20 protein-coding genes are annotated in these 23,940 nt (G+C 61.5%); 9 read left to right on the top strand and 11 right to left on the bottom strand.

Annotated elements, in window-relative coordinates; genetic code table 11:
• Window positions 1-428 precede the first annotated feature (428 nt).
• Together WBN73_RS00825 and WBN73_RS00830 are read left to right on the top strand one after the other, a co-directional pair.
• Window positions 429-1,280 carry a hypothetical protein gene (locus tag WBN73_RS00825; protein ID WP_207594433.1) on the top strand — a complete coding sequence of 284 codons (852 nt, stop codon included), beginning with the start codon at window positions 429-431 and terminating at the stop codon, window positions 1,278-1,280.
• 158 nt (window positions 1,281-1,438) lie between these two features.
• Complete coding sequence (locus WBN73_RS00830; protein WP_207594432.1) at window positions 1,439-2,701, top strand: glycosyl hydrolase family 28-related protein; 1,263 nt, start codon at window positions 1,439-1,441, stop codon at window positions 2,699-2,701.
• A gap of 23 nt (window positions 2,702-2,724) precedes the next feature.
• On the opposite strand, the gene WBN73_RS00835 is transcribed toward WBN73_RS00830, so the two are convergent.
• The 3 genes from WBN73_RS00835 to WBN73_RS00845 are packed head-to-tail and all read right to left on the bottom strand — an operon-like array spanning window position 2,725 to window position 7,087.
• The gene (locus WBN73_RS00835) at window positions 2,725-3,639 is read right to left on the bottom strand and encodes a GGDEF domain-containing response regulator (protein ID WP_337339224.1); all 915 of its coding nucleotides are present in this window, start codon (window positions 3,637-3,639) and stop codon (window positions 2,725-2,727) included.
• The gene (locus WBN73_RS00840; protein ID WP_337339225.1) at window positions 3,636-4,625 is read right to left on the bottom strand and encodes a response regulator; all 990 of its coding nucleotides are present in this window, start codon (window positions 4,623-4,625) and stop codon (window positions 3,636-3,638) included. Before WBN73_RS00840 ends, WBN73_RS00835 begins: the two co-directional genes overlap by 4 nt.
• Window positions 4,586-7,087 (bottom strand): hybrid sensor histidine kinase/response regulator, encoded by a 2,502-nt coding sequence (locus tag WBN73_RS00845; protein ID WP_337339226.1) that lies wholly within the window; start codon window positions 7,085-7,087, stop codon window positions 4,586-4,588. Before WBN73_RS00845 ends, WBN73_RS00840 begins: the two co-directional genes overlap by 40 nt.
• A gap of 221 nt (window positions 7,088-7,308) precedes the next feature.
• Here WBN73_RS00845 and WBN73_RS00850 point away from each other — a divergent pair, with 221 nt between their 5' ends.
• A complete protein-coding gene (locus tag WBN73_RS00850; protein ID WP_337339227.1) occupies window positions 7,309-7,731 on the top strand; it encodes a VanZ family protein in 423 nt (140 codons plus the stop codon).
• Here the strand turns inward: WBN73_RS00850 and WBN73_RS00855 are convergent.
• Window positions 7,728-8,357 (bottom strand): arsenate reductase/protein-tyrosine-phosphatase family protein, encoded by a 630-nt coding sequence (locus tag WBN73_RS00855; protein WP_337339228.1) that lies wholly within the window; start codon window positions 8,355-8,357, stop codon window positions 7,728-7,730. The genes WBN73_RS00850 and WBN73_RS00855 overlap by 4 nt on opposite strands.
• A complete protein-coding gene (locus tag WBN73_RS00860; RefSeq protein WP_280623410.1) occupies window positions 8,354-9,883 on the bottom strand; it encodes a polysaccharide biosynthesis tyrosine autokinase in 1,530 nt (509 codons plus the stop codon). The genes WBN73_RS00855 and WBN73_RS00860 overlap by 4 nt, the downstream gene beginning before the upstream one ends.
• A gap of 140 nt (window positions 9,884-10,023) precedes the next feature.
• Here WBN73_RS00860 and WBN73_RS00865 point away from each other — a divergent pair, with 140 nt between their 5' ends.
• The 4 genes from WBN73_RS00865 to lepB all read left to right on the top strand — a co-directional run bounded on the left by WBN73_RS00865 (window position 10,024) and on the right by lepB (window position 13,718).
• Window positions 10,024-10,908 (top strand): helix-turn-helix domain-containing protein, encoded by an 885-nt coding sequence (locus WBN73_RS00865; RefSeq protein ID WP_337339229.1) that lies wholly within the window; start codon window positions 10,024-10,026, stop codon window positions 10,906-10,908.
• Window positions 10,909-11,099: 191 nt separating this feature from the next.
• Window positions 11,100-11,741 (top strand): hypothetical protein, encoded by a 642-nt coding sequence (locus tag WBN73_RS00870; protein WP_280623408.1) that lies wholly within the window; start codon window positions 11,100-11,102, stop codon window positions 11,739-11,741.
• A 151-nt stretch (window positions 11,742-11,892) separates the two neighbouring features.
• Window positions 11,893-13,011, top strand: a complete 1,119-nt coding sequence (locus WBN73_RS00875; RefSeq protein WP_337339230.1) for a PqqD family peptide modification chaperone — start codon at window positions 11,893-11,895, stop codon at window positions 13,009-13,011.
• Between the two features lie 2 nt (window positions 13,012-13,013).
• A complete protein-coding gene (gene lepB / locus WBN73_RS00880; RefSeq protein ID WP_337339231.1) occupies window positions 13,014-13,718 on the top strand; it encodes a signal peptidase I in 705 nt (234 codons plus the stop codon).
• Between the two features lie 28 nt (window positions 13,719-13,746).
• Here lepB and WBN73_RS00885 read toward each other — a convergent pair whose 3' ends face one another.
• The 4 genes from WBN73_RS00885 to WBN73_RS00900 are packed head-to-tail and all read right to left on the bottom strand — an operon-like array spanning window position 13,747 to window position 18,000.
• Complete coding sequence (locus tag WBN73_RS00885) at window positions 13,747-14,883, bottom strand: hypothetical protein (protein ID WP_337339232.1); 1,137 nt, start codon at window positions 14,881-14,883, stop codon at window positions 13,747-13,749.
• Entirely contained in the window at window positions 14,880-15,938 is a 1,059-nt protein-coding gene (locus WBN73_RS00890; RefSeq protein ID WP_337339233.1) for a polysaccharide pyruvyl transferase family protein, read from the bottom strand. The genes WBN73_RS00885 and WBN73_RS00890 overlap by 4 nt, the downstream gene beginning before the upstream one ends.
• Entirely contained in the window at window positions 15,935-16,978 is a 1,044-nt protein-coding gene (locus WBN73_RS00895; protein WP_337339234.1) for a glycosyltransferase family 4 protein, read from the bottom strand. The genes WBN73_RS00890 and WBN73_RS00895 overlap by 4 nt, the downstream gene beginning before the upstream one ends.
• A complete protein-coding gene (locus tag WBN73_RS00900; RefSeq protein WP_337339235.1) occupies window positions 16,975-18,000 on the bottom strand; it encodes a glycosyltransferase in 1,026 nt (341 codons plus the stop codon). Before WBN73_RS00900 ends, WBN73_RS00895 begins: the two co-directional genes overlap by 4 nt.
• Window positions 18,001-18,410: 410 nt before the next feature.
• Here WBN73_RS00900 and WBN73_RS00905 point away from each other — a divergent pair, with 410 nt between their 5' ends.
• Both WBN73_RS00905 and WBN73_RS00910 read left to right on the top strand, forming a co-directional pair.
• A complete protein-coding gene (locus tag WBN73_RS00905; RefSeq protein WP_280623401.1) occupies window positions 18,411-19,520 on the top strand; it encodes a hypothetical protein in 1,110 nt (369 codons plus the stop codon).
• 117 nt (window positions 19,521-19,637) lie between these two features.
• Complete coding sequence (locus WBN73_RS00910) at window positions 19,638-20,993, top strand: O-antigen ligase family protein (protein ID WP_337339236.1); 1,356 nt, start codon at window positions 19,638-19,640, stop codon at window positions 20,991-20,993.
• Here WBN73_RS00910 and WBN73_RS00915 read toward each other — a convergent pair.
• Together WBN73_RS00915 and WBN73_RS00920 are read right to left on the bottom strand one after the other, a co-directional pair.
• Window positions 20,987-22,450, bottom strand: a complete 1,464-nt coding sequence (locus WBN73_RS00915; RefSeq protein ID WP_280623399.1) for a sugar transferase — start codon at window positions 22,448-22,450, stop codon at window positions 20,987-20,989. The two genes, WBN73_RS00910 and WBN73_RS00915, sit on opposite strands and share 7 nt — an antisense overlap.
• A gap of 389 nt (window positions 22,451-22,839) precedes the next feature.
• Window positions 22,840-23,916, bottom strand: coding sequence for an LCP family protein (locus WBN73_RS00920; RefSeq protein WP_337339237.1), 1,077 nt, complete (start codon window positions 23,914-23,916; stop codon window positions 22,840-22,842).
• Window positions 23,917-23,940 lie beyond the last annotated feature (24 nt).

Consider the following 23,940-nt stretch of genomic DNA (forward strand, 5'->3'; position numbering starts at 1 on the left):
CCATGGCTGCCGGATGCAGCGCTGGCTCCCAGCGCGCAGTACCGGAGCCTTTGGCATTTGGAGTTTTAGGCGCAACCTGTGAACCTCAACGCCTCGCGGCGCTTCGCCAGGCCGGGGTTTCGATCGTGGAACTGCCTGTGGCTTGGGACCGTTTCGAGCCTCGCCAGGGAAGAGAGGATGGCCAGTATGTTGCCGCCGTCGTGGCACAGCTGGAGCAGTGCCGTCAGGCCCGCATCAAGGTGATTTTGTCCCCCGGTCTGCACTACCCGCCCGCTTGGGTACGAGGATTGCCTGGTGGTGAGTTGAGGGGAAGCAAGGGAGGCGTGCCACGGGGCAGCGGTGCCGAGCTGATCTTCAGCTCCGAGGTGAGAAAAGCCGCCCACAGGTACTTGTCGCGCCTTGTCTTGCGATTAGGGGCGGACCAAGGAATGGAGAATATTGCAGCAATAAGGGTCGGGACAAACTCCAGCGGGGAACTGGGGTATCCGGGGCCAGACGACGGTGGCAACGAGCGCGAGTTTTGGGCGTTCGGCGACGCTCCACAAAAGGGCACGGGTTTAGCCGAAGGGGTGGCCCTCTCCCCGATGCCGGGATGGGTACCCGGCTCGGCTGTATGGAATGGCCGGGCTGTGACTGGCCAACAGGTCCATGAGTGGTGGGACTGGTACGCCGGATCGGCTGCGGAGGCAGTGGTGTGGCAGGTCAAGGCGTTGCGTAGTCTGGGTTATCAGGGACGGGTCCACGTTCCTGTCGCAGGCCGCGGCGTCCTGCCTGCTGACAAAGCAAAGGCTGTTGCCGGGCATCTGGATGGGCGGGCGAACCCTGATGGTGCCCAGGAGCGCGGCTTGGATTACCTGGCACAGTTCGCCGTCTTGTCGATGGTTCCCGGCGTGGACGTTGACTTCACCGGACTGGATGACGTCTCGGCAGTCGCGGCCCGTTCCACCACTCCGCGCCAGGATCGGTGCAGCCCTGGCGACGAAGAGACGGCGGTCAAGGACGACGTCTCATCCTGGTCCTCGCAGCGGTATACGAGCGCCTTGGCCCGACGTGCGGGACTCGGCTTGGTGGGGGAGAACCCCGGTCCGCCGGACTTCCCGTTTACGGGCGGCTCCTCATTGTCGGACAGTCTTGCCGAACAACTGCGGACCGCTCCCGGCTACGCCGTGGACTGTGGAATGACCATGTTCCTGTTCGGCTTTGAAGAGAATCTGTTCGACGACGGCGAAGGTGGGGTCACCCTGGATGACTACAAAGAGGTCATCCAGCAGAGCCACTGATTCTGGCGGCAGTCCTCGGCCCTGCGTCATGTTCGGCGAGCTGCGCTCACTTATTAGATGAGTCGGCCGCGGACCCCGCTGCCGACCACAGGGTGGACGCGGGAATTGCGTACATAGCGTTGTCGCCTTGCTGACAAGGTTCGATGAGGAGAACATCCATGACCAATGGCAAAAATGCCGCCGTACCCATGCCCCTGTCACCCAGCGGTGCAAAGGGCAGCACCTCCTTCACGGCTGCCCGGCCATTGCGCCGTGAGGATCGGCGGAAGCAGGGTCCACCTCGACTCCTGTCGGCCGTGGGCCCCATGCTCTTGTTACTGACGTCGATGGCGCCCGTTGCCATCCCGGCTGCAGCGGCCATGCCGGTTCGGAGTTCGCTGCCCGTTGCCGCGGCGCCCTCTGCCTGTGCCCAGAGCGGCGCCACAGGCAGCAGTTCCACCAGCGCCTACGCAGTCAATGCCACCCCCAACGACTCCATTGATGACACCGCAAGCATTCAAGGCAGAATCAACGCGGCGGGTATTGCCGGCGGAGGAGTGGTGAAACTCGCAACGGGAACCTACATCATCAATGGAAAACTGCAGATGCAAAACAACGTCACGCTTGAAGGCCAGGGGCCGGGCACAATCCTCAAGGCCGGTCCTTCGTTCACGAACAACACCGGACCTGCCGGCGGATATCCCCTGGTGACTACGGCTGGTGCAGACAATACAACGCTGTCGCACTTCACAGCGGACCACTCCGGGGACACCTTGAACGGCAATGTTGTGGGACGCCTCAATGAGTACGTCATTGATGTCCGCGAGTCCAGGAACTCACTCGTCCAAGACGTCCATACCAAGAACCCCTTCACTTACTCGATCGCCTTTGTTGGCGGTTCCGGATGGTGTGTCAGGGACAGCAGCACCCAGTCAGCCACAAACGGTAAGTACGTGGAGCTGGACGGCATCCACGCGATGAACACCAGCGACGGTGACATCGTGGGAAACATCGTGGATCAGCGCAAAGGCACGGATGGTGACGACGGTATAGCTGTCCACACATTTGGCGACGAAGACGTTCACGACATCCGGATCGCCAACAACAATGTGCGTGGAGGCCGGCATGGTGCTGGGATTGACCTCGCCGGAGGATCCGGCGTCGTCTACAACATCAATCTCACGGGTAACACCGTCTGGGGCTCTCCGCGTGGGTTACACGACGCATACTATGACGGCACGGAGCAAATCCACCACATACAGATTGTGGGCAACACCTTTATGAATAATGACATCAAGACAACGGGCGGTGCCGTTGACTTCGAAAGGCCAGTGACGTACGTGACGATGACGGACAACACCGCGTGCAACTCGGGGGACTATCGTCTTCCTCCAGGTACAGGGAACATCAATGCCCGGAATACCTACACTGCGTTGTGCTGATGAGATCCACTGACCCTGTTCGATCATTCCGTGCGGAGCGCGCTGGCCAGAGTCACCCGGTTCCGGCCGGAGGCCTTCGCCGCGTAGAGGGCAAGATCGGCTTCACGCAGGAGTTGCTCGCTGCCTGCCCGGTGCCCGTCCGTGAAGGCCGAGACTCCGGCGCTGATGGTCAGGACACCGTCCGGATCTCCGGAGTGCTCGATCCGCAGGTCATGGACCGCGGACCGGACACGTTCCATGACGGAGGTGGCGGTGGCAGGGGACTGGTCTTGAAGGACCAGGAGAAACTCTTCGCCACCAAAGCGGTAGACGGCGTCGGCTTTCCGGACTTCGCGGGCAAGGGTTGTTGCGATCGCCACCAGCGCGGCATCACCGGCCTGGTGCCCGTAGATGTCGTTGTAGCTCTTGAAGTTGTCCACGTCCACCATGGCAAGGCAGTAATCGTGATTCTCGAGGCTGCGCAGCAAGCCAAGGTCCTCGGTGAGTTTCAGGCGGTTGTGCAACTTGGTGAGAGGGTCAGTGCGCGCCTGCTCGGTCAGTGCCGATCGGTAGCGGGCAAGGTCTGCGTGCAAGGAAGTGATCCGCTGGGCAGCCAGGAGCCTGATGTGAAGGCTGAAGGGGTCCAAGGGCTTGGTGACGTAGTCGTCCGCACCGGCCTCCATGCCTGCCAGCACATCCTTTCGGGAACCGTGCGAAGTCACCAGGATGATGTACGTGTAGCTGTCCTCCTCGGACGCACGGATGGCGCGGCAGAGGTCCAGCCCGTTGAGGCCGGGCATCATGAGGTCCGTGACTACGGCTTCGGGGCTGTGCTCCTGGTAAAGCTGCCAGGCCGAGTCGCCGTCCTCCGCCACGATGCACTCATGGCCGGACTGCTCGACGGCGGCCTTGGTGATCATCCGGGAGATCTGGTCGTCGTCGGCGATCAGGACTTTCATGAAGCTCCTTGGAGAGTGCGTTCGAGGGCAACGTCCACCTGCTCGAGTTCTGCCTGCAAGTGCGTCAGCACCGGCATGCCTATTGAACCCAGGTCCGGTCCCGCCTCGCGGCCGAGCCGCTCCAGATCCTTGCACAGGACAGCGGCGCCGGCTGCTCCGATGTTGGAGGCCGCGCCGGCGAGTTTGTGCGCGGCCGCTTCCACGGCAGCGGCACTCCCCGCGCCCAGCGCGGTACGCAGTGCTTCCAGGGTGGTTTGGGCGTCCTGCCGGAAAGCCCGGATAGCGTCGGGCAAGAGCCCCAGGCCGTCTGCCGGCCCAAGCTCGCGGAGGATCTGCAGCCGGTCAGCGTCAAGAACCACAGCGTCGGGAACAGCAGCCTCTTCACCACCAGCGTTCGACGCCGATGCTGCCGCCGGCATACGTTCGACGCCCGCCGGCGCCTGCGCGACGCCCACCGCAGCGTCGGGCACAGAGCCGCCCACCGCCGTCGACGTTTGCTCTTGTTCCGGAACCCAGCGCGTCAGTACAGCGGCGAGCTTGGCGAGGTCCACGGGTTTGCTGAGGTAGTCGTCCATGCCGGCGGCGAAGCAGCGCTCGCGGTCCTCGTCCAGTGCCCCTGCAGTCATGGCGATGATGGGAATGCGGGCTGCGTGGCCATTCCGGGCGCGGATGGCCCGGGTGGCGTCGAAGCCGTCCATCACGGGCATGTGGCAGTCCATGAGTACGGCCGCGTACATTCCGGACAGGGCTGCGGTCACTGCTTTGGCGCCGTCGTCCACAATGTCTACGTCGTAACCGAGCCTGTTGGCCATCCCGCGGGCTACCAACTGGTTGACCTCGTTGTCCTCGGCCACCAGGAGTTTGCCCAGCTGCGGCACCGGTGCCGCCACCGCAGCTGCATCCAACTGCACGGGCTTCGCCGGTGATCCTACGGTCCGGGTGGCCATCAGGCGCAGGAGGCGGTTGTAGAACTCTGAGCTTCGCACGGGTTTTGTGAGGTATTCGCGGATATTCCTGCGCTGACAAGATCCACCCTTTCCACCTGCATGGTGGAAGTCAGCAGGATGATCGCAGGCGACCCGGAGCCATGACTCTCGCCCTTGATCTGGCGTGCCAGTTCCAAGCCGTCGGTATCGGGCATGCACATGTCCACCACGGCGATGTCATAGGGGTGTTGTGTTAACACGGCTGTGCGGTACTCCTCCATGGCGGAGGTGGCGTCAGCAACGGCCACCGGCTGCATGCCCCAACTGGCCAATTGCTTTTCCAGCACCAGGCGGTTGGTGGCATTGTCGTCCACCACCAGGACCCTGCGGCCGGCGAGCGTAGCCGGCAAGGTCCCTGTGTCGGAAGCGTCCGGGCCAATGGGAAGGTCCAGGACGAACCAGAATTTGCTGCCCGTTCCCGGCTCGCTTTCCAGTCCGATCCTCCCACCCATGACTTCGGTGAGGCGCCGGGAGATGGCCAGGCCCAGCCCCGTGCCTCCGTACCGACGGGTAGTGGAAGCGTCGGCTTGGGCAAAAGATTCGAACAAGCGGTGATGGTCCTCGGCGCTGATTCCAATGCCGGTATCCCTGACTTCGAACCGCAGGGAGGCGTTGTCTGCATCCCGGCTGATCATGGAAATCTGGATCTCGACTTCGCCGGCGGGGGTGAACTTGACCGCGTTGGAGGACAGGTTCAGCAGGATCTGCCGGATGCGTCCGGCGTCGCCCATCAGGCGTGCCGGTACTTCGGGGTGGCAGTAAGAGATGAGTTCCAGATTCTTGCCCTGGGCCGCCTCCGCAACCAACCCGGCCACCTCGTCCACCAAAGACCGGGGGTCGAAGGCGTTGACGTCCAGGTCCACTTTCCCTGCCTCCAGTTTGGAGAAGTCCAGGATGTCGTTGATCAGGGTCAGCAAAACCTCGCCGGCGCCTTTGACGCCCTGCGCGTACTGCCTCTGGCCCTCGCTGAGCGGCGTGTCCATCATCAGTGAGGTCAGCCCGATCACAGCGTTGAGGGGAGTGCGGATCTCGTGGCTCATGGTGGCCAGGAACTCGGACTTGAGCCTGCTCGCTTCCAGCGCCGCCTCACGTGCCGCGAGCAGTTCCACTTCGGCAGCCTTGCGCTCGGTGATGTCGCGGGAGATGGTGGCGACGCCGCTGATGCCGCCCTCGCCGCGGACGGGGGACAGGGTTACCGAGACGGGGATGGTGGCGCCGTCGCCGCGTGTGCGTTCAGTTTCATAGTTCTGCACTTCACCGCTCCGGGCGGTCGATGCCAAAACTTGCCGTTCCTTCTCCAGCAGGTGGGCCGGGACAAAGAAATCGCCTTTCCTGCCGATGGCTTCCGACGCCGGGTAGCCGAAGATTCGCTCCGCCCCGGGGTTCCAGCTGGTGATAACGCCCTCGGGTGTTTCGCCGATGATGGCATCGCCGGAGGAATTGACGATAGCCCCCAGTCCTTCAAGCTGGGCCGTCCGTTCGGCCACCTTCGATTCAAGGTCCCGTGTCAGTGTCACATTCTCGACGACGATCAGCACCTGCCGCACGATCACGAAGACCACCACCACCAGCCCGGTGACCAGCAGGATGGGATCCGCCCCAATCGGTCGGCTGCGGGAGAAGAACACTGCACTGAACACGGGCACGTAGGGGAGCAGTTCAAGGGCTGCGGCATAGGCCCGCCCGTCCTTGCGGGTACTTCCGGCTTCCGGAAGCAGGGGGCTGAGTCCCACCAAAAGGAAGGCGAGCACCCATCCCAGGGCCAACGGAGATCCTGTGACACCTGTGATGCCTTGGAGGGTGAAACTCATATACGTCAGGTCGGTGATGGCGAGGATCCAGAAACCAAGACCCATGCTCAGCCACGGCAATCTGCGTCCGCGGGCTGCGCGCATGGTCAGCACAATGACCACCGAGACCATAAAAACGTCCGCGATGGGGTAGCCCATCTGCGTGATCTGCGCGAAAGCGTCCTGGTTCGTGGCTCCAGCCAAGGGACCCAGTACAGAGCTCCACGCAATGAAGAACGTGGAGCTCGCCACTACTCCGGCGTCCAGGATGGTGCGGCGAAGAGGAAGACGCAGCCCCTGGCCCCTCAGCAGCAGGATCAGGCCAATGGAGGTGGGCAGTGCGTACCAAACAAAGCCAATGTCCGCGAAGGACGGGAAGGGGTACTGGTGGTTCAGGGTAATGCCGTTGAAGGTCCACACAATTTGCCCGGCGCTCCACACGGCCAGGCCTGCCACGATGAACCATCGGCCCGCGGAGTTGTCTTTCCGTCGTCGGGCTGCCAGAGCATGGGTGGCCAGTGCGGTGAGCGACGCTAGGAGGATCGCCAAGTCGCCGGCAAGTTGCGCTGTGGGCGTTCCTGTCCCGCTTGCCAGTCCGACGGCCAGCAGCACCAAGCACAACGCCACGGGCACCAGAAAAAGCGGCCAACCGTGCCGTGCTGACGAGCGCATCGGAAGAACCCCGTGCTTCACTCCTGCCACTGAACCCCTGCCTTCGAAAGTGGCCCCACCAAAAGCGAACAACGCGCCTTGCCTGCGCTGAGGAGAGCATACGCCGAAAACACGCCCAAAGAGCAGAGCAGGCCGCTAGGAATCCTGACAAATCAAGGGCAGAGGCGGCTCGCCCCTATAGTTGATGGCTGCAGGCACGCACACGCTGGAGGAGGTTGCTGGTGGTTTACCCTAAGGTCGCCCGTCGTTGGATCCAGGTCATGTTCGGTGCGTATCTGGTGGCGTTGGCCTTGGTGGTCTTCCTGCCGGCGCGTGAAGCCAGCACCGTCACTGGGTTTGTGGGGGTCATTGCCGGGTGGCTTTCGATGCTCGGCCTGCCGTTCGGTGCCGCCGCAGTGGGCGTGGAGTTCGCTGCCAACATTGTCCTGTTCATCCCGTTCGGGGCGTTTCTCCGCCTCCTCAGGCCCGCGCAGTGGAACTGGTGGGCGGCGGGGCTGCTCGCCGTCGGATCGTCGGCATTGATCGAAACGGTGCAGCTGGTGGTTCCGGGGCGCGTCACAGCGTTGTCGGATGTTGTGGCGAACACCCTGGGCGCTTTGCTGGGTCTCGCGGTGATGAAGAGGCTTTCGACGACTTTTGCTTAGAGGTGTTTCCGCAGGACGTCGGCAACGTCCGTGCAGTGCCCGGCAATGCGCTGGGCAACGTCCCGGTGCACGGCCTCGCTGGCGTTGATGGGGTCCGGGATATCGTCCTCGTCGCGGAGTTCGGCGGTGGACCGGATGGCTGCCGTTCGGCTGACCAGACCGGCCAAGGGGGTGTTTGTCACTGCGCCTGTTACCGATGCCCAGCTGGCGGCGGCAGGAGCTGCCGTGCCTTCGCCTGCAGGAACCTTCGCTGCCGCGCGGGCGAACTCGGCCATGGTAAACGTGCGCTGCGCGGCACCAGGATACTTCTTCACGAGTTCGTCGCGCTGCTTGCGGGTCATGGTCAACACCAGGCCGGCCGCCTCGACAACCCCGGCCGAGATCTGCCGGCCCACCGAGCCGTTCGGGTTGCCGCCGTACTCCCTGGACAGGGCAGCGGGAAGAGGCTCCATGGGCGCCCCTTCCGCAGCATGCAGGCCTGCACTCACCACCTGAAGGCTGCTGAGGCCGTTGTCACGGAGCTGGGCGCGGATCAGTTGCTCGGCCAGCGGCGACCGGCAGATGTTGCCGGTGCAGACGGTCAGAATGGACGACGACGGATGGGCACCTTGGTTGGTCAGGGTCACAGGGCGTTGGTACTTTCGCGGCGGCGGCCACGGCGCTGGTCGGTCAGCTGGACCTGCTCTGTCGCGGCCACGGGAGTCGATTCCGTGGCGGGAACGTGGTTGGCCTTGGCCGCTTCCTCACCGGTGTCCTTGCGGTTGTAGTACGTGTAGTACTGGTAGCCGTAGTCCTCGCCCTTGGAGGATTTGCGGGAAACGCCGTTGATGATCAGACCCAGGGGCCTGCCCTTGACGCGTTCGAGGTTCTGCAGGGCACGCTTCAATTGGTCGTAGGTGGTCTTGCCTGCGCGGCTGACTACCAGGGCTCCGTCGGTGCGGGCGGTGAGGATCGCTGCGTCGGTGACGGGCAACAGCGGTGGGGCGTCCACCAGGACGATCGCGTGCTTGGCAATGTCCTCAAGCAGGGCCCGCATGACGTTGGACCCCAGAAGTTCGCTGGGGTTGGGAGGTACAGAGCCGGCGCCGAGCACAAAGAGGTCGCCGCTTTCGCCCCAGGGCTGCAGGACGTCGTTGAGGGTGGCCCTGCCGATGAGGACATCTGTGAGCCCTACATTGGTCAGCAGCCCGAACGTCTTGGCCACGGTGGGGCGGCGGAGGTCGCCGTCCACCACAACAACGCGCTGGCCGGATGCCGCGATGGTCTGGGCAAGGTTGGCCACCACGGTGGTCTTTCCTTCACCCGGGAGGGCAGAGGTGACAACGATGATGCGGGGCGGCTCGTCCACGTCCATGAACTGGAGGTTGGTCCGCAGTTCGCGGATGGCCTCGGCTACGGCGTAGTCCTGATGGTTCTTGTTCTCAAGATCGTTACCGCCGCGGGACAACACGAGGCGGTTGACGCCGTCGAAATTGTTGTGGAACGGAATGGTTCCAATGACGGCGACGCCGGTCTCGGCTTCGAGCTGGACTGCCGAACGGACGCGACGGTCGAAGATGTTCCTCAGCAGCGCATACCCGATCGCCAGCAGCAGGCCGGCGACGACGCCAATCATCAGCGCGAGCCTGGTATTGGGGGATGTCGGAGTGGTGGGGAGCTGTGCGGCGTCCAGCGAGCGGAAACTGACGATGGACGTCTCACTGCTGTTGCTGCCCTTTTCAAGCTCGGCAACCTGCTCCCCGACGGCCCGGACCCAGGCCTCGGCCAGGTCGCGGGCATCCTCCGGGCTGCTGGCCTGTGCGGAGAATTTGAGGGTGGCGGTGTCCTGCGGGTTCTGGGCCGAAATACGGCTGATCAGTTGCTCAGGAGTGGTGCCTTGGAGCTTGAGGTCCTGGATGACGGTTTCCGCCACGGACCGGGATTTCGCGACGTCCAAGTAGGACTTTGCGCGGGACTTGGAGTAGCTCTCGCCGGCCATGGCCGTACCAAGATCTTTATTGACGCCTACCGAAATGATGCCGCTGGCATCGGCGCTGAAGACCTTGGTCTGGGTCAAAGTCCAGCCGAATGCGACTATTCCACCCAACACGGTAATGGCAATCACTGAAATCCAGTGTGCCCGCAGGACCTTCCAATAGTCCGTGAGCTCCATGAAATTGGTCCCCCTGATGCTGTGTGGCGTCGACACGTCGACACAAAAAGAACGCAGTTCTTGCACTGCGTTGTAAGTATCGTAACGTGCTGACCTAAAGGGGATACCCACCTCGCGGTGGGATGGGGGGTTTATGACAAATGCAGGATACTGACTTTCTCCAAATGGGAGCGGTGTACTTCGCGCAGGATCAACACGGTCTTCAGAGGCATGCCGAATGCGTTTTTGGTGAGCTGACCATTAGCTCACTTTCGGGGGATTTCACTGCCCCCGATGCCACGGGACATGACGACACCGTGGACATTTATTTCGTCGCGTCCGGCTTTATCCTGGATCCCCACTCAGGGACGCACCTCCCGGGCGGCGAATCGGTTGTTGTTGTCCCTGGCGGCAGGGGCCTGCCCTCGCCATTCGTCGGGGACGCGGACGCTAAACGGATCCGGATCCAGAGAAGCGCGGCGGAGACTTTCGTCCCCCATGCACTGGACAGCGTAACCGTCACCCCCGTCCGCTCCCGGCTCGATGTTGCTGCTGAGGCCTTCATCGGGGCCATCCTGAATCAGCCTGCCCGGCACGGTTCTGCCATTGAGCTGTACGCCACCGAGCAGATCCTGCTTGAACTGACGGGCAGCCTCCTGCTGGATCACTGTGGAGTTTCCTGGGATTCCACGTCCTTGACGTCGGTGCTTAGGGACCAGGCCATGGCGGTAATTGCCCAGCGATGCGCTGACCGGGAGCTTAATCCCGAGGCCGTGGCCAAGGCTGTCCAGTCGTCATTGCGGCGGGTGCAGGCCGCGTTCGCGGAGGTGGGAAACTCCATTGCCGCGGAGATTCGCAGGCAGCGTGGCAGGTTGGCACGAACGCTGCTCACGGATGCCCGCTATGACGTCCTCAGCGTCCAACAAATTGCCGAGCAGACCGGATTCGGTACAACGGCCGCCCTGCGCAGGGCGTTGGATGAGCTGTATGGTTGCGGGCCGCGGGATCTCAGGGAACGCCGGGGCGTCGACGCTTCCCAGCCGTGAAGATTCACGTTTGTGGCGGGCACAGAGGACGTTCCGCGCAGACCTTGAACCGTTGAGCGACAAAACTTCGGGCGAGGGCCAGATCTGGACTTTCCGGCAAAAACACGTGGGTAATGTCTATCCCTGATGGGGGAACTCGGCATGTGCTGGATTCCAACCGATGGTTTTCATTCCGAGTTGAGAGAAGAACAATGAGCGACGAAGTCACCGTTTCCAAGCCGCACTCCCGCCGCGCCGTAGTCAAGGGTGCCGCCTGGTCCGTGCCGGTCATTGCTGCCGCTGTTGCTGCCCCGGCTGCCGTAGCGTCCGTGAACACTCTGAGCCTTGCCTTCACGGCCTCCTCCACTTCGCTCCTTTCCCTCGCCCTGCTCGACGGCGGCGGAACGCTCACGGCCACGGCCCTGGTCACCGTTCCCACCACCCTGACCTTCACCAACGGTCCGGGTGCCGTGACGGAGACTGCCGCGGTGACAGTGTCTGTTGCCCGCCCTGCCGGCATCAACATCAGCGTTGGCCGGGCTCGCGGCTTTGGCGTGTACTCCTTCGACGGCACCCTCACTACCGCCGGACAGCGCACTGCCGTCTACCAGTCGGCCCCCATTATTGGACAGTACGGCTTCCCGGCTACGACGTGGACCAACAACGTTCCCGTCACCGTCGCCAGCAATGGCACGCTGAACCTTCCCATCGTCTTCGGCCTTGCGGGTGTCAGCACTGGAATTGGTATCAGCGCTTTGGCAACATTCCCCGTCACGGTCACCGTGGTTATTGGTGGCCGCACCCTTACTGCCACGAGCGAAATCTCCGTTCCCGTCGGTGCGGGTCTCCTCTAGGGCCTTTTCGAAGAACATTTCAGGCGAATGCGCGTCAGTCGGAAGGCTGGCGCGTTTTCGTGCGTTCCGGGAATGCGGATTAGGGTATTTGAAGGCCTCCAACGGTAATCCCTTTTCGGTTGGTATGGCCGGCTGATCTTAGGTGGAGGAAATGCAGACTGATGAGATCCTGGTCAATGCGCTGGGCGGTTTAGTCAGGATTCGATTCGATTTTTCGAGACAACAGTTTGATGAAGCGCGCTTCGAAAAACTCCACGGGCCTTGGTCTGATGCCATGCCTGAACAGGAAGCGATCCCGGTTGTTAAGGATATTGTCGCCGAGCTTCTCTGGGCTTTCCCGGACGACGACGGGCTCCCAGGTTCCGTAGCGGAGCTTTCCACCCACACAACATTGGCAGCTATCGAGGCACAACGCGGCCGCCTGCTGATGCTGCACGCCGCCGGAATCGCGCACCCCTCCGGTCAGGTGCTGGCGTTCATTGGTCCGTCCGGGAGGGGCAAGACCACCTTGGCCCGGCACCTCGGTGCCAAATATGGCTACGTCACCGATGAAACCGTAGGCATCGAGGCCGACGGTACAGTGCATCCCTACCGGAAACCTCTGTCCGTCATCCAGCCCGGCGAGGCGTACAAGGAGCAACTGGCCCCTTCCGTCCTGGGTCTTGGTGAGCTGCCCGCTGCGTCCCTTGCCCTTGCCGGGCTGGTGCTGGTTTCCCGGCGCGATGGTTATTCCGGTGCGCCCCGGATTGAGTCGTTGGGGTTATGCGAAGCCCTGGTCGAGATCGTCCCGGAGATCAGCTATCTGGCCGACATGGACAAACCGCTCCAAACCATTGCATCGCACGTCGACCGTTGCGGCGCGATTCGGCGGGTCACCTACAGTGAGGCCTTTGAGGTCCTGCCCCTCGTCCCTGAGCTGTTGGCGTGGGAGCCGCCTGAGGCGTGGGAGGCCGTCCTGCCCACAGGGGAAACCACGGGCGTGGTGAGTCCCCTGGCGCCGGAGTCATATCTACCTGCCCCGGTGCTGGACGCCGTGGAAGCCGGTGGGCTGACCGCCGTCCTGGACGCCAACCGAACTGTCCACGTCCTTGATGGAGTGGGGCCGCTGGTCTGGAAGTCGCTCTGTGAGGGCCGTGATTTTGCTTCGCTTGCACGGGAGGTGGAGCGCCAGTTTGGTGCTCCACCTGAGCAGAAGCTCGAACAAGCAGTGGTGGGGATTCTTTCAACTCTCGCGGATGCCGGCCTGCTCGTTCGCTCCCCGGCCCCATAACAATGGGTCCCGATACTGCGAAAGCTGCCAGCCGGCGTCGTCGATTGCTTCGTTCGCCGTGGAGCCATGCGCTGCTGGCCTTGATCCTTGTGGCACTCGTCCAAGGCTTCCTGGTGAAGATCCATCACGTGCCCACCGGCTCCATGGAGCAGACCCTCAACGTCGGCGACCGGGTGCTGCTGAACCGGACTGCGTACTTCGCTTCAGTGCCTGAACGCGGGGACGTGGTTGTCTTCCGCAAACCGCCGGGCTGGGGGCCCGCGCCTGACCGCAGCTTCCTGCGCACCAGCGTGGGCTGGTTTGGTGAACTGACCGGCATTGGCCCTGGCAACACCGAGTACTTGGTCAAGCGGATCATCGGGGTGCCCGGTGACACCGTTGAATGCTGTGATGCCGCTGGTGCGGTCAAGGTCAACGGGGTTGCCATCAGTGAACCGTACATTCATCAGGATTTCCCCCTCCACGCGGGATCTCTTGACTGCTCGACGGCGGTAGAGTCACCGCGCTGCTTTGCGCCACTTATCCTCAGTGAGGGGCAGTATTTGCTGCTGGGGGATCACCGCTCTGTTTCGGAAGATTCCGTCTCAGCATGCAGAAACCCCGCGGCCCCTCCCGACTGCGTCAGAACTGTTCACCGGGGGGACATTACGGGCCGTGTGGATTGGCTCGTCTTCCCCTTCGCTAAGTGGGGAGCCTTGGGTTCCTGACCCTACGTCTGCCAACCGGACCGACGTGTCAGGCCTGCTGCAGCGCCTTGGAGAACGAACGGTATCTCGCGTACAGCAATAGACCTGTCACCGATTCCACGATGGTGAGTCCCAGGAAAAGCACCGCCAGTGAATCGCTCCAGAGGATCAAGGCCACGCTGACAGCGAGATACAACAACGACGACACAATCCTGATCCAGAAAACCTGGCCCACCATCCCTGCGCGACGCAGGTAGGTGAAGGGAAGGGTGCCGGGGATGCTGACCAGTTTCCAAAGACACGCCAGTGACAGAGCACCGAGAGTCACCACGTTCCAGGCAGAGCCGAACAGGGCCTGGAACACGCCAAGAACCTCCAGGACCAGGATGAGCGCAATGGCCAGGACGCTGAGGGCGGACATGCCCAGCGTCAGGCTTCTCGATTCCGCTCCGAGCAGCCGCGTCCGCATGTACCCGAGGATGGGCTGGAGTGCTCCGAGGACCGTGATGGTCGCCTTGAGGGCAACAGCTTCCTCATCCCGTTGAAGCAGGTACACCGTGGCCACAATGCCCAACGGGACCAGGGCCACCATGGCAGTTTCAAGGGTAATCCAGGCGGTTGGGGCCAAACGTGGGCGCCCCGACGCTTTACAGGGGGTCTTCAGGGCCCTGATCACGATGGCCGCTGCCATGGATGCGGCCAAAACAGAGACCGCCCACGGTGAATTTTGTTGTGCAAGGACCAAGGCAGCGCCCGCACCCAGGACCAACGCGGCAGCAGTCAAGGCCTCCATTTTCCACCCAGCCGTATAGGCAGCATGCATTCGCCCTATCTGGAGGGCCACCATGGCGCAGGGCAGGCCAAACGCCAGGACCGCAATTGAGCTGGGGAAAATGACCATTGCCAGTGTTCCCGCAACGCCCAACGCTGTGGCCCAGGCCGGGATGTACGTCTTGTCGGCCAAACGGGAATCGGCCATTCGTGGCTCGAGCAGACCCGCGGCAATCACACCGGCGCAAAAGGCGCCGATGCTCAGGACAAGTGCTATCTGGGCCTGGCCTTCAAGGGCGAAAAGCCGGGCTGCAACGGCCTGGAATGCCGCTGGGACGATGGCCGTAACAGCTCCTGAGGCCACCATGACCAGCGGTTGGAGCACGTTGGTCCGGGTGACCGTAGCAGTGGTCATGCCGTGACGCCCAAGACCGCGTCCCGAAGGCTTGCCCCCAGTGCCTCGTAGGCCTCGTCCGTTCTTGCGGCAGAACGGTTGACCGCAGCGTCGTATTCTTCGCGGGCCGTCTCACTGTTCAGGAGACGGTCAATGTGGGCGTGAACCGTCTCCGGATCAAAACTGAACGCGTTGTGGACGTACTCTTTGAGGCCCAGATCCTCGAACGCAGCAAAGCCTTTTCGCTCGTACGACAGATGAATAACATAGTGGCCCGCCTGCAAGGCCATGAGGGCAGCGTGCAAGCGCACGGCAACCACCACCCGTTTGGCGGAAGCGCCATTCAGGAAATCCCCGCGGCTGAGGATCCGCCGCGGGTTGAGGCTCTGCATGGGGGAGAGGTCCTGATTTCCACCGGTTTGACTCTGTACGTAACCGTCGAAGGACCCCACCAAGCCCGCCAGCTCGATGATGGGAGCAGGGAGGCCACCACGAAGGTTTCGTACCGAGTACACAGGAGTGGCTTCCACTGGCTGTGTGGTCCGGGCCGGAACGCGGAGGACTGCCATGTCCGGCACGCGTCGGACGACGGACGTCAGCCCAAGCTCCTGGACCGTGCGGTCATCGCGGGCCCAGACCCGGCTGAGCCGGCCCAGGTGCCGCCTGAACCAAGGGGCACTGCCCAGCCTCAGGGGACCGATGCTTTGGGGAAGATAGACAACTTTTGCTCCATGCCGGCTGGCTGCCCGCAACTGGACACCATGGACCAGAAGCGCTTTGGCCAGCTCAACGCAGTTTCCGCCGCGCAGGTACCCACCGCCAACGCCCACAATGAGGTCGAAGCTGCCGAGATTCCGCAGGGTCGCGAGGTAGTCACGGTCATAGCCGCGGAGGGACGGCTTGCTTCGACGCAGTGAGACGCCAGGGAGATCAAAACTCCCAGGATCGGAGGCGAACAGTGTGAGATCGATGGCCTCGGCCGGGAAGGTCGCGGTGATGAGTTCGATTGCTTCGGTGACCAGCATGCCGTCGCCGATGTTGTCAGCACTGTAGCCATGGAGAATGAGGACTTTCATCGCTGCAACACCTGCTCGTAGACCTCGGTATGCGCGTCCACACTGGCATCCCAACTGAAGCGTTTTGCCCAAGCGAGGCCGGCATCCCGTGAGTGCCCGGTTCCTGCGGAACTGCCGAGAGCCCCTGCAATGCCACGGGCGATTGAGTCGGCATCGGTATCTTCGAACAGGAAGGCCGGACCTGCCACCTCCTTGAGGGAGCCGCGGTCCGAACAAATGACGGGAGTTCCGGAGGCCATGGCTTCGAGAACGGGAAATCCGAAGCCCTCGTAAAGGCTGGGGAAGGCGAAGAGGGCTGCATGCTGCATGAGTGCCACCCGCTCGTCGTCATCAACGAAACCCAGATGCTCGATTCCAGCAGACTCAATCGCGGTCATGGTCTCAGCCGCGTTCCACGCGGGTTTTCCCGCGATCACCAATTTTGCGCCAAGATCCTTGAGTTGGGGCAGCGAGAACGCACGTACAAGTTCAATCAGGTTTTTCCGGGGTTCAATGTTTCCGAGGTAAAGCACGTAGGGAGTGGAGCGAAGGTGCTGAAGCCGGTCGCTAAGAGCCCGTGGCTGCGCAAAGTATTCAGTGTCGATGCCGTGGGGAATCGTCGTAATAAGGGCCGGGTCCATGCCGAACACCTCGGAAATATCGTCTGCACTGGACTTGGAGACAGTGATGACCGCATCCGTTGATTGAATGGCCCGCTGGACCCGGGTTCGCCAGATCATTTCCTGCCGGGCCGATCTCGCCGTGGTGATCCAGCGGCTCGCAACTCCGTGGACGGTCACCACCGAGGGAGCGCGGGTGGGCAGCAGCGGGCCGGTGTCAGCGCTGTAGTGCAATACAAAGCCAGGTTTCGCGGGCACCGTAAGACCTTGCCATGTCTCCATGAGGGCGGTGAGTGCCGCACGTTTCGATGAGCGAAGTTGGCTGATCTCGACGCCCCTCAGCTCAAGGCCTTTGGCGATCTCCCGTGCATAGGTGGTGTTTCCGCCAACGTGGCGGGAGAGAATCCGGGACGGGAACGACACTTGCTTGAGTCGGTTCAACGATCAGGCCCTTTCAGGTCATAGAGGTCACGAAGAGCAGTGTGCAGGGTCGAACGATTCATGCGGGCCAGCAGGGAACGGTTCGCCGCCAGCGCAAGCTCTCTTGTCCCGGCATCGCTGAGGATGGCGGCGACAAGACCGGCCACTCCGTCGGCATCATCTGCTTGCAGCAAGCCGGAGTCTCCGAGGGCGCTGATGCTGCGGGCAGCAATGGGAACGCCCTGGGCAGCGGCATCGAGGATGCTGAGGGGGAAGCCTTCATACGCGGCGGAATGAACGTAGACGCTGCTGGAAGCGAGGGATTCGGCCACTCCGTGGTTGTCGAGCCAGCCGGTGACTTGGATTCCGGCCTGTTCAAGGCCTCTTCGCAGTTCCGGATCGCCATCCCCAATCCACTGAAAGCGCACGGCTGGCACCTTGCTCCGCAGAGCAGCGGCAACATCGCTGAAGAACACAGGGTCCTTCTGCCGGGCGATTCTTCCCACCATGGAGATCACCGGTATGGCCTGACTGGTCAGGGGCCCATGCCCGGCTGAGCGGGAGGCGACTGTGGGCAGGTTTGGGATGGGGACGCAGGTAGCTGACGGGCTAAGCGCACGCACCAGGTTCTCTTCGTGGGAAGACAGTGTCCCGAATTTCCAGGTCCTTGGTGCGAGGAATCTCTCGGCACCTCGATAGAGTGCGCGCTTCACTGGAGAAGTGTTTGGGTCGTCATGCTTGAAGCAGTGAGGTTCGTAGACCACCGGTGCCGCTATCCGCCGCGCGCGGGTGTAGAGACCGGGGAAGCTGGAGTGCGCGTGGACCACCTGGGGCATCAGCAGGTCGACGGTGGTACCAACCGTGGCAATGCGTTTGAAGAGCCCTGGCCCCAGATCGTGGTGCTCAACGGCCAAGCCCTGCCACACAGGGGCGGGCTGCCCTTTCTGAAAAGGCGACAAAACCAGGTGGATGAACTCCTTGGGGCTGTTTTCAATGTAGCTCCGGACAGCTTTTGGCACCCCGCCATCGATGCGGTCAACCACATGAAGAATCCGACTGGAATCAGCGGCTACCAACCGGCACCTGCTTGCGTGAACGCCGAGTCGATTTGTCCATTGCACGGCTGGTAATAAAGCCCATGCCAAAATTCCAAGATTGCCACGCTCCCCCATTCATCGGCGCATCAGATGTAGACTCCCGGCCCGTGGCAGTGCCTCACCCTAAATCTGATGTGAGGGAGGTAGCAACAACGGAGCCCGTCTGGTGTTCGACCAAAGTCAAGGATAACCGATGCCCGGGCATATTCGGGTTTGTGCGGATTGTTTACTGTAAGCGTCCTGATTAATCCGGCAGTTTTAATTGCGGTAGATTTATCAGGACTGAAAATTACAGATGCGTGCGGGAATCTCGAGCTGTTCCACGCCGTTCACACGGTCCCAGGGGAGGGCGGCGAATGACGAGCTGGGTAGCAATCGCCTATGGCGCACTGGACCTCCGTGGCTGGCACGAGAATCAGACGGACGTTGAACTGATGCTTTTGCCAACAATGCCGTCGGAACCCATAGGTTTGGCCGACGTGCCGGCCGTCCTCTGGCGGAAGCTTATGGATGGTCCGGTGCCTGACACTGGCCTCGATGATGCTGAGCAGGCCTTGGTCCGCGAGTTCGCGGCGGCGGGCATCGCATCCGAGGACCCATCACATCCGGCACGGATACTCGAACTCAGGGTGCCGTGGATGTCCTCGCCCGTCCATGAGATGGTCTACGCCTTGGTTGCCAGCGTGGCCCGCGACCATGGAGTTGACGCCATATCCATTAAGGGGCCAATGCTCCACCGCCAAGGCTTGCGGGAAAGGGAGCATTCCGGTGACGTGGATGTTTGGGCCGATCCCGCACATCTTGAGGTTCTTTGCTCCGCACTCGAAGCATGGGGTTGGAACGGAAGGACGGACCAGTGGTCCGGGCTCTCCTTCAACCATTCGGTGGCCCTTGAACCTGGGTCGTGGGGCTGTGAGCTGGACGTGCATCGCCACATTCCTGGATGCGCGGAAGACGATGCTGCCGTTTTCGGCAGGGTGAGGGAAAGCTCTCAAGCCACGCTGTTCGCGGGGGTACCGATGCTGACGCCCGACCTCCCGGCACACGCAGTCATCTTCGCCCTCCACGATCTCCGGCCGGAAGCAAGGCATGGGAAAACGGCGGTGGGAGCTGGAGAGCACGCTGAAACGCTGAGGCTCGGGGGAGAAAAGGTGCTGCAGTTTGCCAACAGCGTGAAGGCTTCAGCCGTCCTCGAGCCCGCCCTGCGGCTTGCCTTCCCAACGGCCCATCTTCGGGTTGATCACGAAGTTCCCCTGAACTGGAAATGGCGGGAAAGCAAAGGCTGGTGGCGGGCCTACTGGATGATCTTCCGCTCCCTTCCAGCCGAAGAACGCCTGCTTTTCATCAGGCGTGCGGTATGGCCCCAGGCTGAGGTCCTGGCAGCTTCCGACGGCCGGGCGGGACGTTCCACACCAAGTCTCGTCGGCGCCAGGTTCCGGCGGATTGCGAAGCTCTTCCGTTGGTAGGAGAGGGTGTTGAACGAGTGAAGTTTGCGGGAACGCAGGGCGAATGATCGGTCATGGGGGCCGAAGGAATTCAGGGGCGATTGTATGCGGAATCAGATCAGTTACGGTGCGGGCGCTGTGAGCACGAACATCGCGGCGAAGGGCACGGACGCCTCACCGGAAAAGCCACCAGTGCTTCCGAGATCCAAGCCGGAGACTCTTGGGGAGATACTGACCACAGGGCCGTGGTTCCAGCGCTTCATGCTGCTCAGCGTTGTCTTCATGCCGTTCCAGTATGCACTGACCGTGCCGGTGGGTTTCCCCCTCAAGATCAGTGAAATTTTCGGGATCATGGGCATCGCCACGTATGTGCTTGGCCGGAGATCCATGAGGAGAAAACGGGACCTCGCCAGTGTGGCCGTGGCTGTCCTTGCCATTGCGACCGTCTTCTCTGCCTTGGTCAATTTCACCCCCGGCAGCGGTGGCCTCAGATCGGTTGGCTATGACAGGGGCTACGAAACCGATCTCCTTCTGTACAGCGGATACGCTCTTCTGGCGCTGTGCTACTGGTCTGTCCTCCGGCGTGTGGATCGACAAAGGACCGTGCGGGCGATCGTCGCATCGATCTGGCTCTGCGGATCGGCAGTCCTGATGCAGTGGGCCTCAGCCCTGTCCGGAAACACCCAACTGATCGGCACCCTTGGCTTCCGGACACTGGGCGTCGATGACACGGTGGAGACCCTTCGTTCAGGACCCTTCCTGGAGGGGCAACACCTGGGCTTCTTCGCCGGGGCAGCAATTTTGGTGGCCCTGTACAACAGAAGCTACCTGGCTGCGGTGGTTGCGGCCCTGTCAATTCTGTATTCGCAATCGACCACGGCTTATGCAGGACTTGCTGTTGGAATTGCGATGATAGTCATCCTCAAGTTTTCCAAGGTGCTGGTTCCCTTGATCGCGACGGCACTGGTTGGGGTTTTGGCGCTGCTTTTTTCTGACAGCCTGAGGACCACCCTTGGCAGGCAGCTGGCAAAGATCGGTTTTACCGAATTTGCTCCGGACTACCAATACGCCACAACGTCATTGAACCTGCGCGGAGTGAAATCCCAGATTTCCTTTGATATGAGTTCCGACAATCCCATTTTTGGAGTGGGTCCTGGACGCTATGGCGCCTATTTCGATCAATATGTCAGCGGCCGTCAGTTGCCGTGGATTTACTCCACGGACCAGACGCGTCCCATTGCAGAGAATGCCTACGCCCACGTAGCGGCTGAACTTGGCTACGTCGCTCTTATCGCCTTTGGACTCCTTATTCTGGTCCTTCTGTGGCGAAACTTCAGGAATGCATCCTTGCTGGGCATGCTGGCTGTCTTCACAGCCCTTGGTGTCTCCACACAGTCGTCATGGACGTTCTTGCCGATCTGGACATTCTTCGCCCTGCTGGCGGCTGACGACGTCGAGTCGAAGCAACCGTTGATGGAAACACGGGGTCAGTAGGCTCCGTCTTTCCCAACCACGGCCTTGGCCGTCCGGAAGAGGATGACGATGTCCTGGGCCAAGGACCAGTTTTCAACGTAGTAAAGATCCAGGCGGATGGACTCTTCCAGTGAAAGATCGTTGCGGCCGCTCACCTGCCACAGTCCGGTCATGCCCGGCTTGACCAAGAGGCGCCTGACGGAGGCGAAGTCATACATTTCCACCTCGCGGGCCACCTGTGGGCGCGGGCCAACAAGGCTCATGGTGCCGTTGAGCACGTTGAGGAGTTGTGGCAGCTCGTCGATGGAGTATCGCCGAATCCATGCACCCAAACGGGTGACCCGGGGATCGTCTTTCATCTTGAAGAAGATGACGCTGTCCTGGCTTTGGGCTTGGAAAGCCTCCAGCAAGGTCTCAGCATTGTTGCGCATCGAGCGGAACTTGATCATTTTGAAGGACTGGCCGCCTTTGCCGATCCGCTCTTGGAAGAAGAAGGCAGACCCGGGGCTGTCCAGTTTGACCAGGATGGCTATCACCAGCATCGGCACGGAGAGCAGCAGGAGCAACAAGGAGGAAAGGCAAACGTCCAAAGCCCGTTTTGCGAACGCCTTCATGCCACTGAGCTTCGGTGTTGTGACATGGATCAGTGGTAGCCCCGCTACCGGCTGCATGTGGATCCTGGGACCAGAGATGTCAGTGAGTGCAGGGGCTACGATCATGCCGATGTCGCGGGCGGAGAGTGCCCACCCCAGCTGCCGCAGGAAGGCAGGGTCCAAGTGTGCCCCGCCGCAGACCGCCACTGTGTCTGCTCCGGACTCACCGATGGAGTCGAGGACCATGTCCACGCTGGGAGAGGAGCCAAGGACGGGCAAATTTGTTCTGGCCGTCGACCCTGGTTCGGTGAGGAGGGCTGCAACGGGTTTGTACCCGGACACTATGTGCTGATTCAGCTTGTCTGACAAGTGATTGACGTTGTTGGACGCACCGATCAGGAGCACTTTGTGAAGATTCCGGCCCTCAAGCCGGCTTCGGTGCAGGGTCCGCCGTTGGGCGAACCGGACCAAGAGGAGCAGCACGACGCCAAGGGGGAGAGCCACTGAAACGTATCCCCGTGCCGTTTGGAGTTGGAAGACGTAGGAGACGACTGCCAGGCATCCGAAGAGCCACAGTGATGATACGGCGACCCGCTTATACTCATCAGTTCCGGTGCCGAGGACTTTGCGGTCCCTCGTGCCGCCGAACTCCAACGCGGCAGTCCACGTGAGAATGAGGACAACGGAGAGCGTCGAGTACGACAGCTCCGCGTCTCCGCCGGCAACGGTCACATCTTCGGTGCCGAACCGCAGCAGATGGGCTCCACCTACAGCTATGACAACGCAGGCAAGATCAAGGAATCTCATCTTGATGCTTTGGGTTCGCAACCATGTAGAGCCCGCAGCGAAAGCGACGTCGCGGGAGGCAGAAACAAAGGCAGTCATTGCGGTCAGCTCAAGAACAGAGTGGCAGCGCGGAGTTTCCTTGTGGTGATCCGTGATACCCCGTACCACAACACAACAGTTTTATTCACGAACCAGCCCCCATAGCCATGCCCCCAACGCCCCCTGCGGAGCGAACAAAGTTGAATGCGTCGTAACACCAGGCGGTGTGACTTGACGTTTCAAAGTAATCGTAAAGGGACTTTAGATGCATCTCAAATTACGGCAGATGCCCACTGCGTGATTTACCCCAAGCCATGAATTGCAAGGTTGCTGGGAAGGTCTATTGCGCGCAGAAAATAACAATAATAGCGCATTCAAAGGCTGCTGATAAGGTCCATATTGCGCAATCAATGGTACTTTTTGCGTCGATTACGGTGAATCCCGACTGGTCAGTTGCCCTTTTCGAGGCCGTGCGCCGTCACGTACTGGCCCAACTGGTCCTTGGCCAGCGCTGATGCGATGTCAGAGATTGCGGTGGTGTCCGCTACAACAATGGATTGACCATCGGCAGAGGTGCCCGTTCCCAGCGTCGGGAGGGTGAACATCACGGTGTCGGAGGCCCGGATGTCTTTCATTCCCAGGGCAAGGCTTCCGATTGCGGCCGCATCCAGGCTCTTGTCTACGCTGATGAAGGGTGACACTGAGGAGACCATGTTGTTGATCGTGATCGGGTTGGTCAGGGTCTCCCTGGCTATGGTCTTGCTGATGATCGCTTTGAGGTAGGCCTGCTGGTTCCGCACCCGCTGGTAGTCCCCGTCGCTGAAGGACTTCCGTTCGCGGACAAAGGCGAGTGCTTCATCGCCATTGAACGTCTGTGGGCCGGCTTCATAGACATGGCCCTTCATGGGGCCGGAGTTGGGTGAGAAAGGAATCTTGACGTCGATTTCCACTCCGCCGAGGGCGTCTGTGAGGCCCTTGAAGCCTTCGAAGTCCACCATTGCCACGTGGTCGATGCGTTGCTGAAAGAGGGATTCCACTGTCTGAACCATCAGTGGGACGCCGCCGTAGGCAAGGGCCGCGTTGATTTTGGATTCGCCCTTCCCCGGAATATCAACCCAAAGATCCCGCATCAGGGACACGGCGTAGACGTTCTTTCGATCAGCAGGGATGTGCACCAGCATCAAGGTGTCAGCGCGTTGATCGGTGGAAGCGTCGGTTTCCACGTCTACCTCGGAGGAGCCCCGGGTGTCGCTGCCCATGACGAGGATATTCATCGCAGATGTACCGTTAATGGGTTCGGATTTTTGGGGTCGGGTGGACTCGTCCGGAAATGCGACATCGATCTTGGTGGTCCCGGAATTGAAGGTCTGGGCCAGATTGAATATGTAAGCTCCGGCCACCAGGCCGACCACCAGTACCGCGGCGGCGAAGCCGAGGAGTACGTTTCGTCCGGTTTTCTTGCCACTCTTTCGACGTCCGGAAGGGGAGGCTTCAGGTGAATTGTCGGTATCTGTTGGGAGTGTCATGTGTTCCTCGGTGTCGGCATCAGC

Origin of the sequence: Paenarthrobacter sp. CCNWLY172 (genome assembly GCF_037402035.1) — a bacterium.
In the GTDB taxonomy this organism is placed as follows: domain Bacteria; phylum Actinomycetota; class Actinomycetes; order Actinomycetales; family Micrococcaceae; genus Arthrobacter.

Coding starts and splice junctions, on each gene's coding strand:
- WBN73_RS00865 (WP_337339229.1), top strand. CDS start 10,024: ATGCAGGATACTGACTTTCTCCAAATGGGAGCGGTGTACTTCGCGCAG.
- WBN73_RS00860 (WP_280623410.1), bottom strand. CDS start 9,883: ATGGAGCTCACGGACTATTGGAAGGTCCTGCGGGCACACTGGATTTCA.
- WBN73_RS00835 (WP_337339224.1), bottom strand. CDS start 3,639: ATGAAAGTCCTGATCGCCGACGACGACCAGATCTCCCGGATGATCACC.
- WBN73_RS00825 (WP_207594433.1), top strand. CDS start 429: ATGGAGAATATTGCAGCAATAAGGGTCGGGACAAACTCCAGCGGGGAA.
- WBN73_RS00845 (WP_337339226.1), bottom strand. CDS start 7,087: ATGCGCTCGTCAGCACGGCACGGTTGGCCGCTTTTTCTGGTGCCCGTG.
- WBN73_RS00915 (WP_280623399.1), bottom strand. CDS start 22,450: ATGACTGCCTTTGTTTCTGCCTCCCGCGACGTCGCTTTCGCTGCGGGC.
- WBN73_RS00920 (WP_337339237.1), bottom strand. CDS start 23,916: ATGACACTCCCAACAGATACCGACAATTCACCTGAAGCCTCCCCTTCC.
- WBN73_RS00905 (WP_280623401.1), top strand. CDS start 18,411: ATGACGAGCTGGGTAGCAATCGCCTATGGCGCACTGGACCTCCGTGGC.
- WBN73_RS00875 (WP_337339230.1), top strand. CDS start 11,893: ATGCAGACTGATGAGATCCTGGTCAATGCGCTGGGCGGTTTAGTCAGG.
- WBN73_RS00870 (WP_280623408.1), top strand. CDS start 11,100: ATGAGCGACGAAGTCACCGTTTCCAAGCCGCACTCCCGCCGCGCCGTA.
- WBN73_RS00890 (WP_337339233.1), bottom strand. CDS start 15,938: ATGAAAGTCCTCATTCTCCATGGCTACAGTGCTGACAACATCGGCGAC.
- WBN73_RS00885 (WP_337339232.1), bottom strand. CDS start 14,883: ATGACCACTGCTACGGTCACCCGGACCAACGTGCTCCAACCGCTGGTC.
- WBN73_RS00830 (WP_207594432.1), top strand. CDS start 1,439: ATGACCAATGGCAAAAATGCCGCCGTACCCATGCCCCTGTCACCCAGC.
- lepB (WP_337339231.1), top strand. CDS start 13,014: ATGGGTCCCGATACTGCGAAAGCTGCCAGCCGGCGTCGTCGATTGCTT.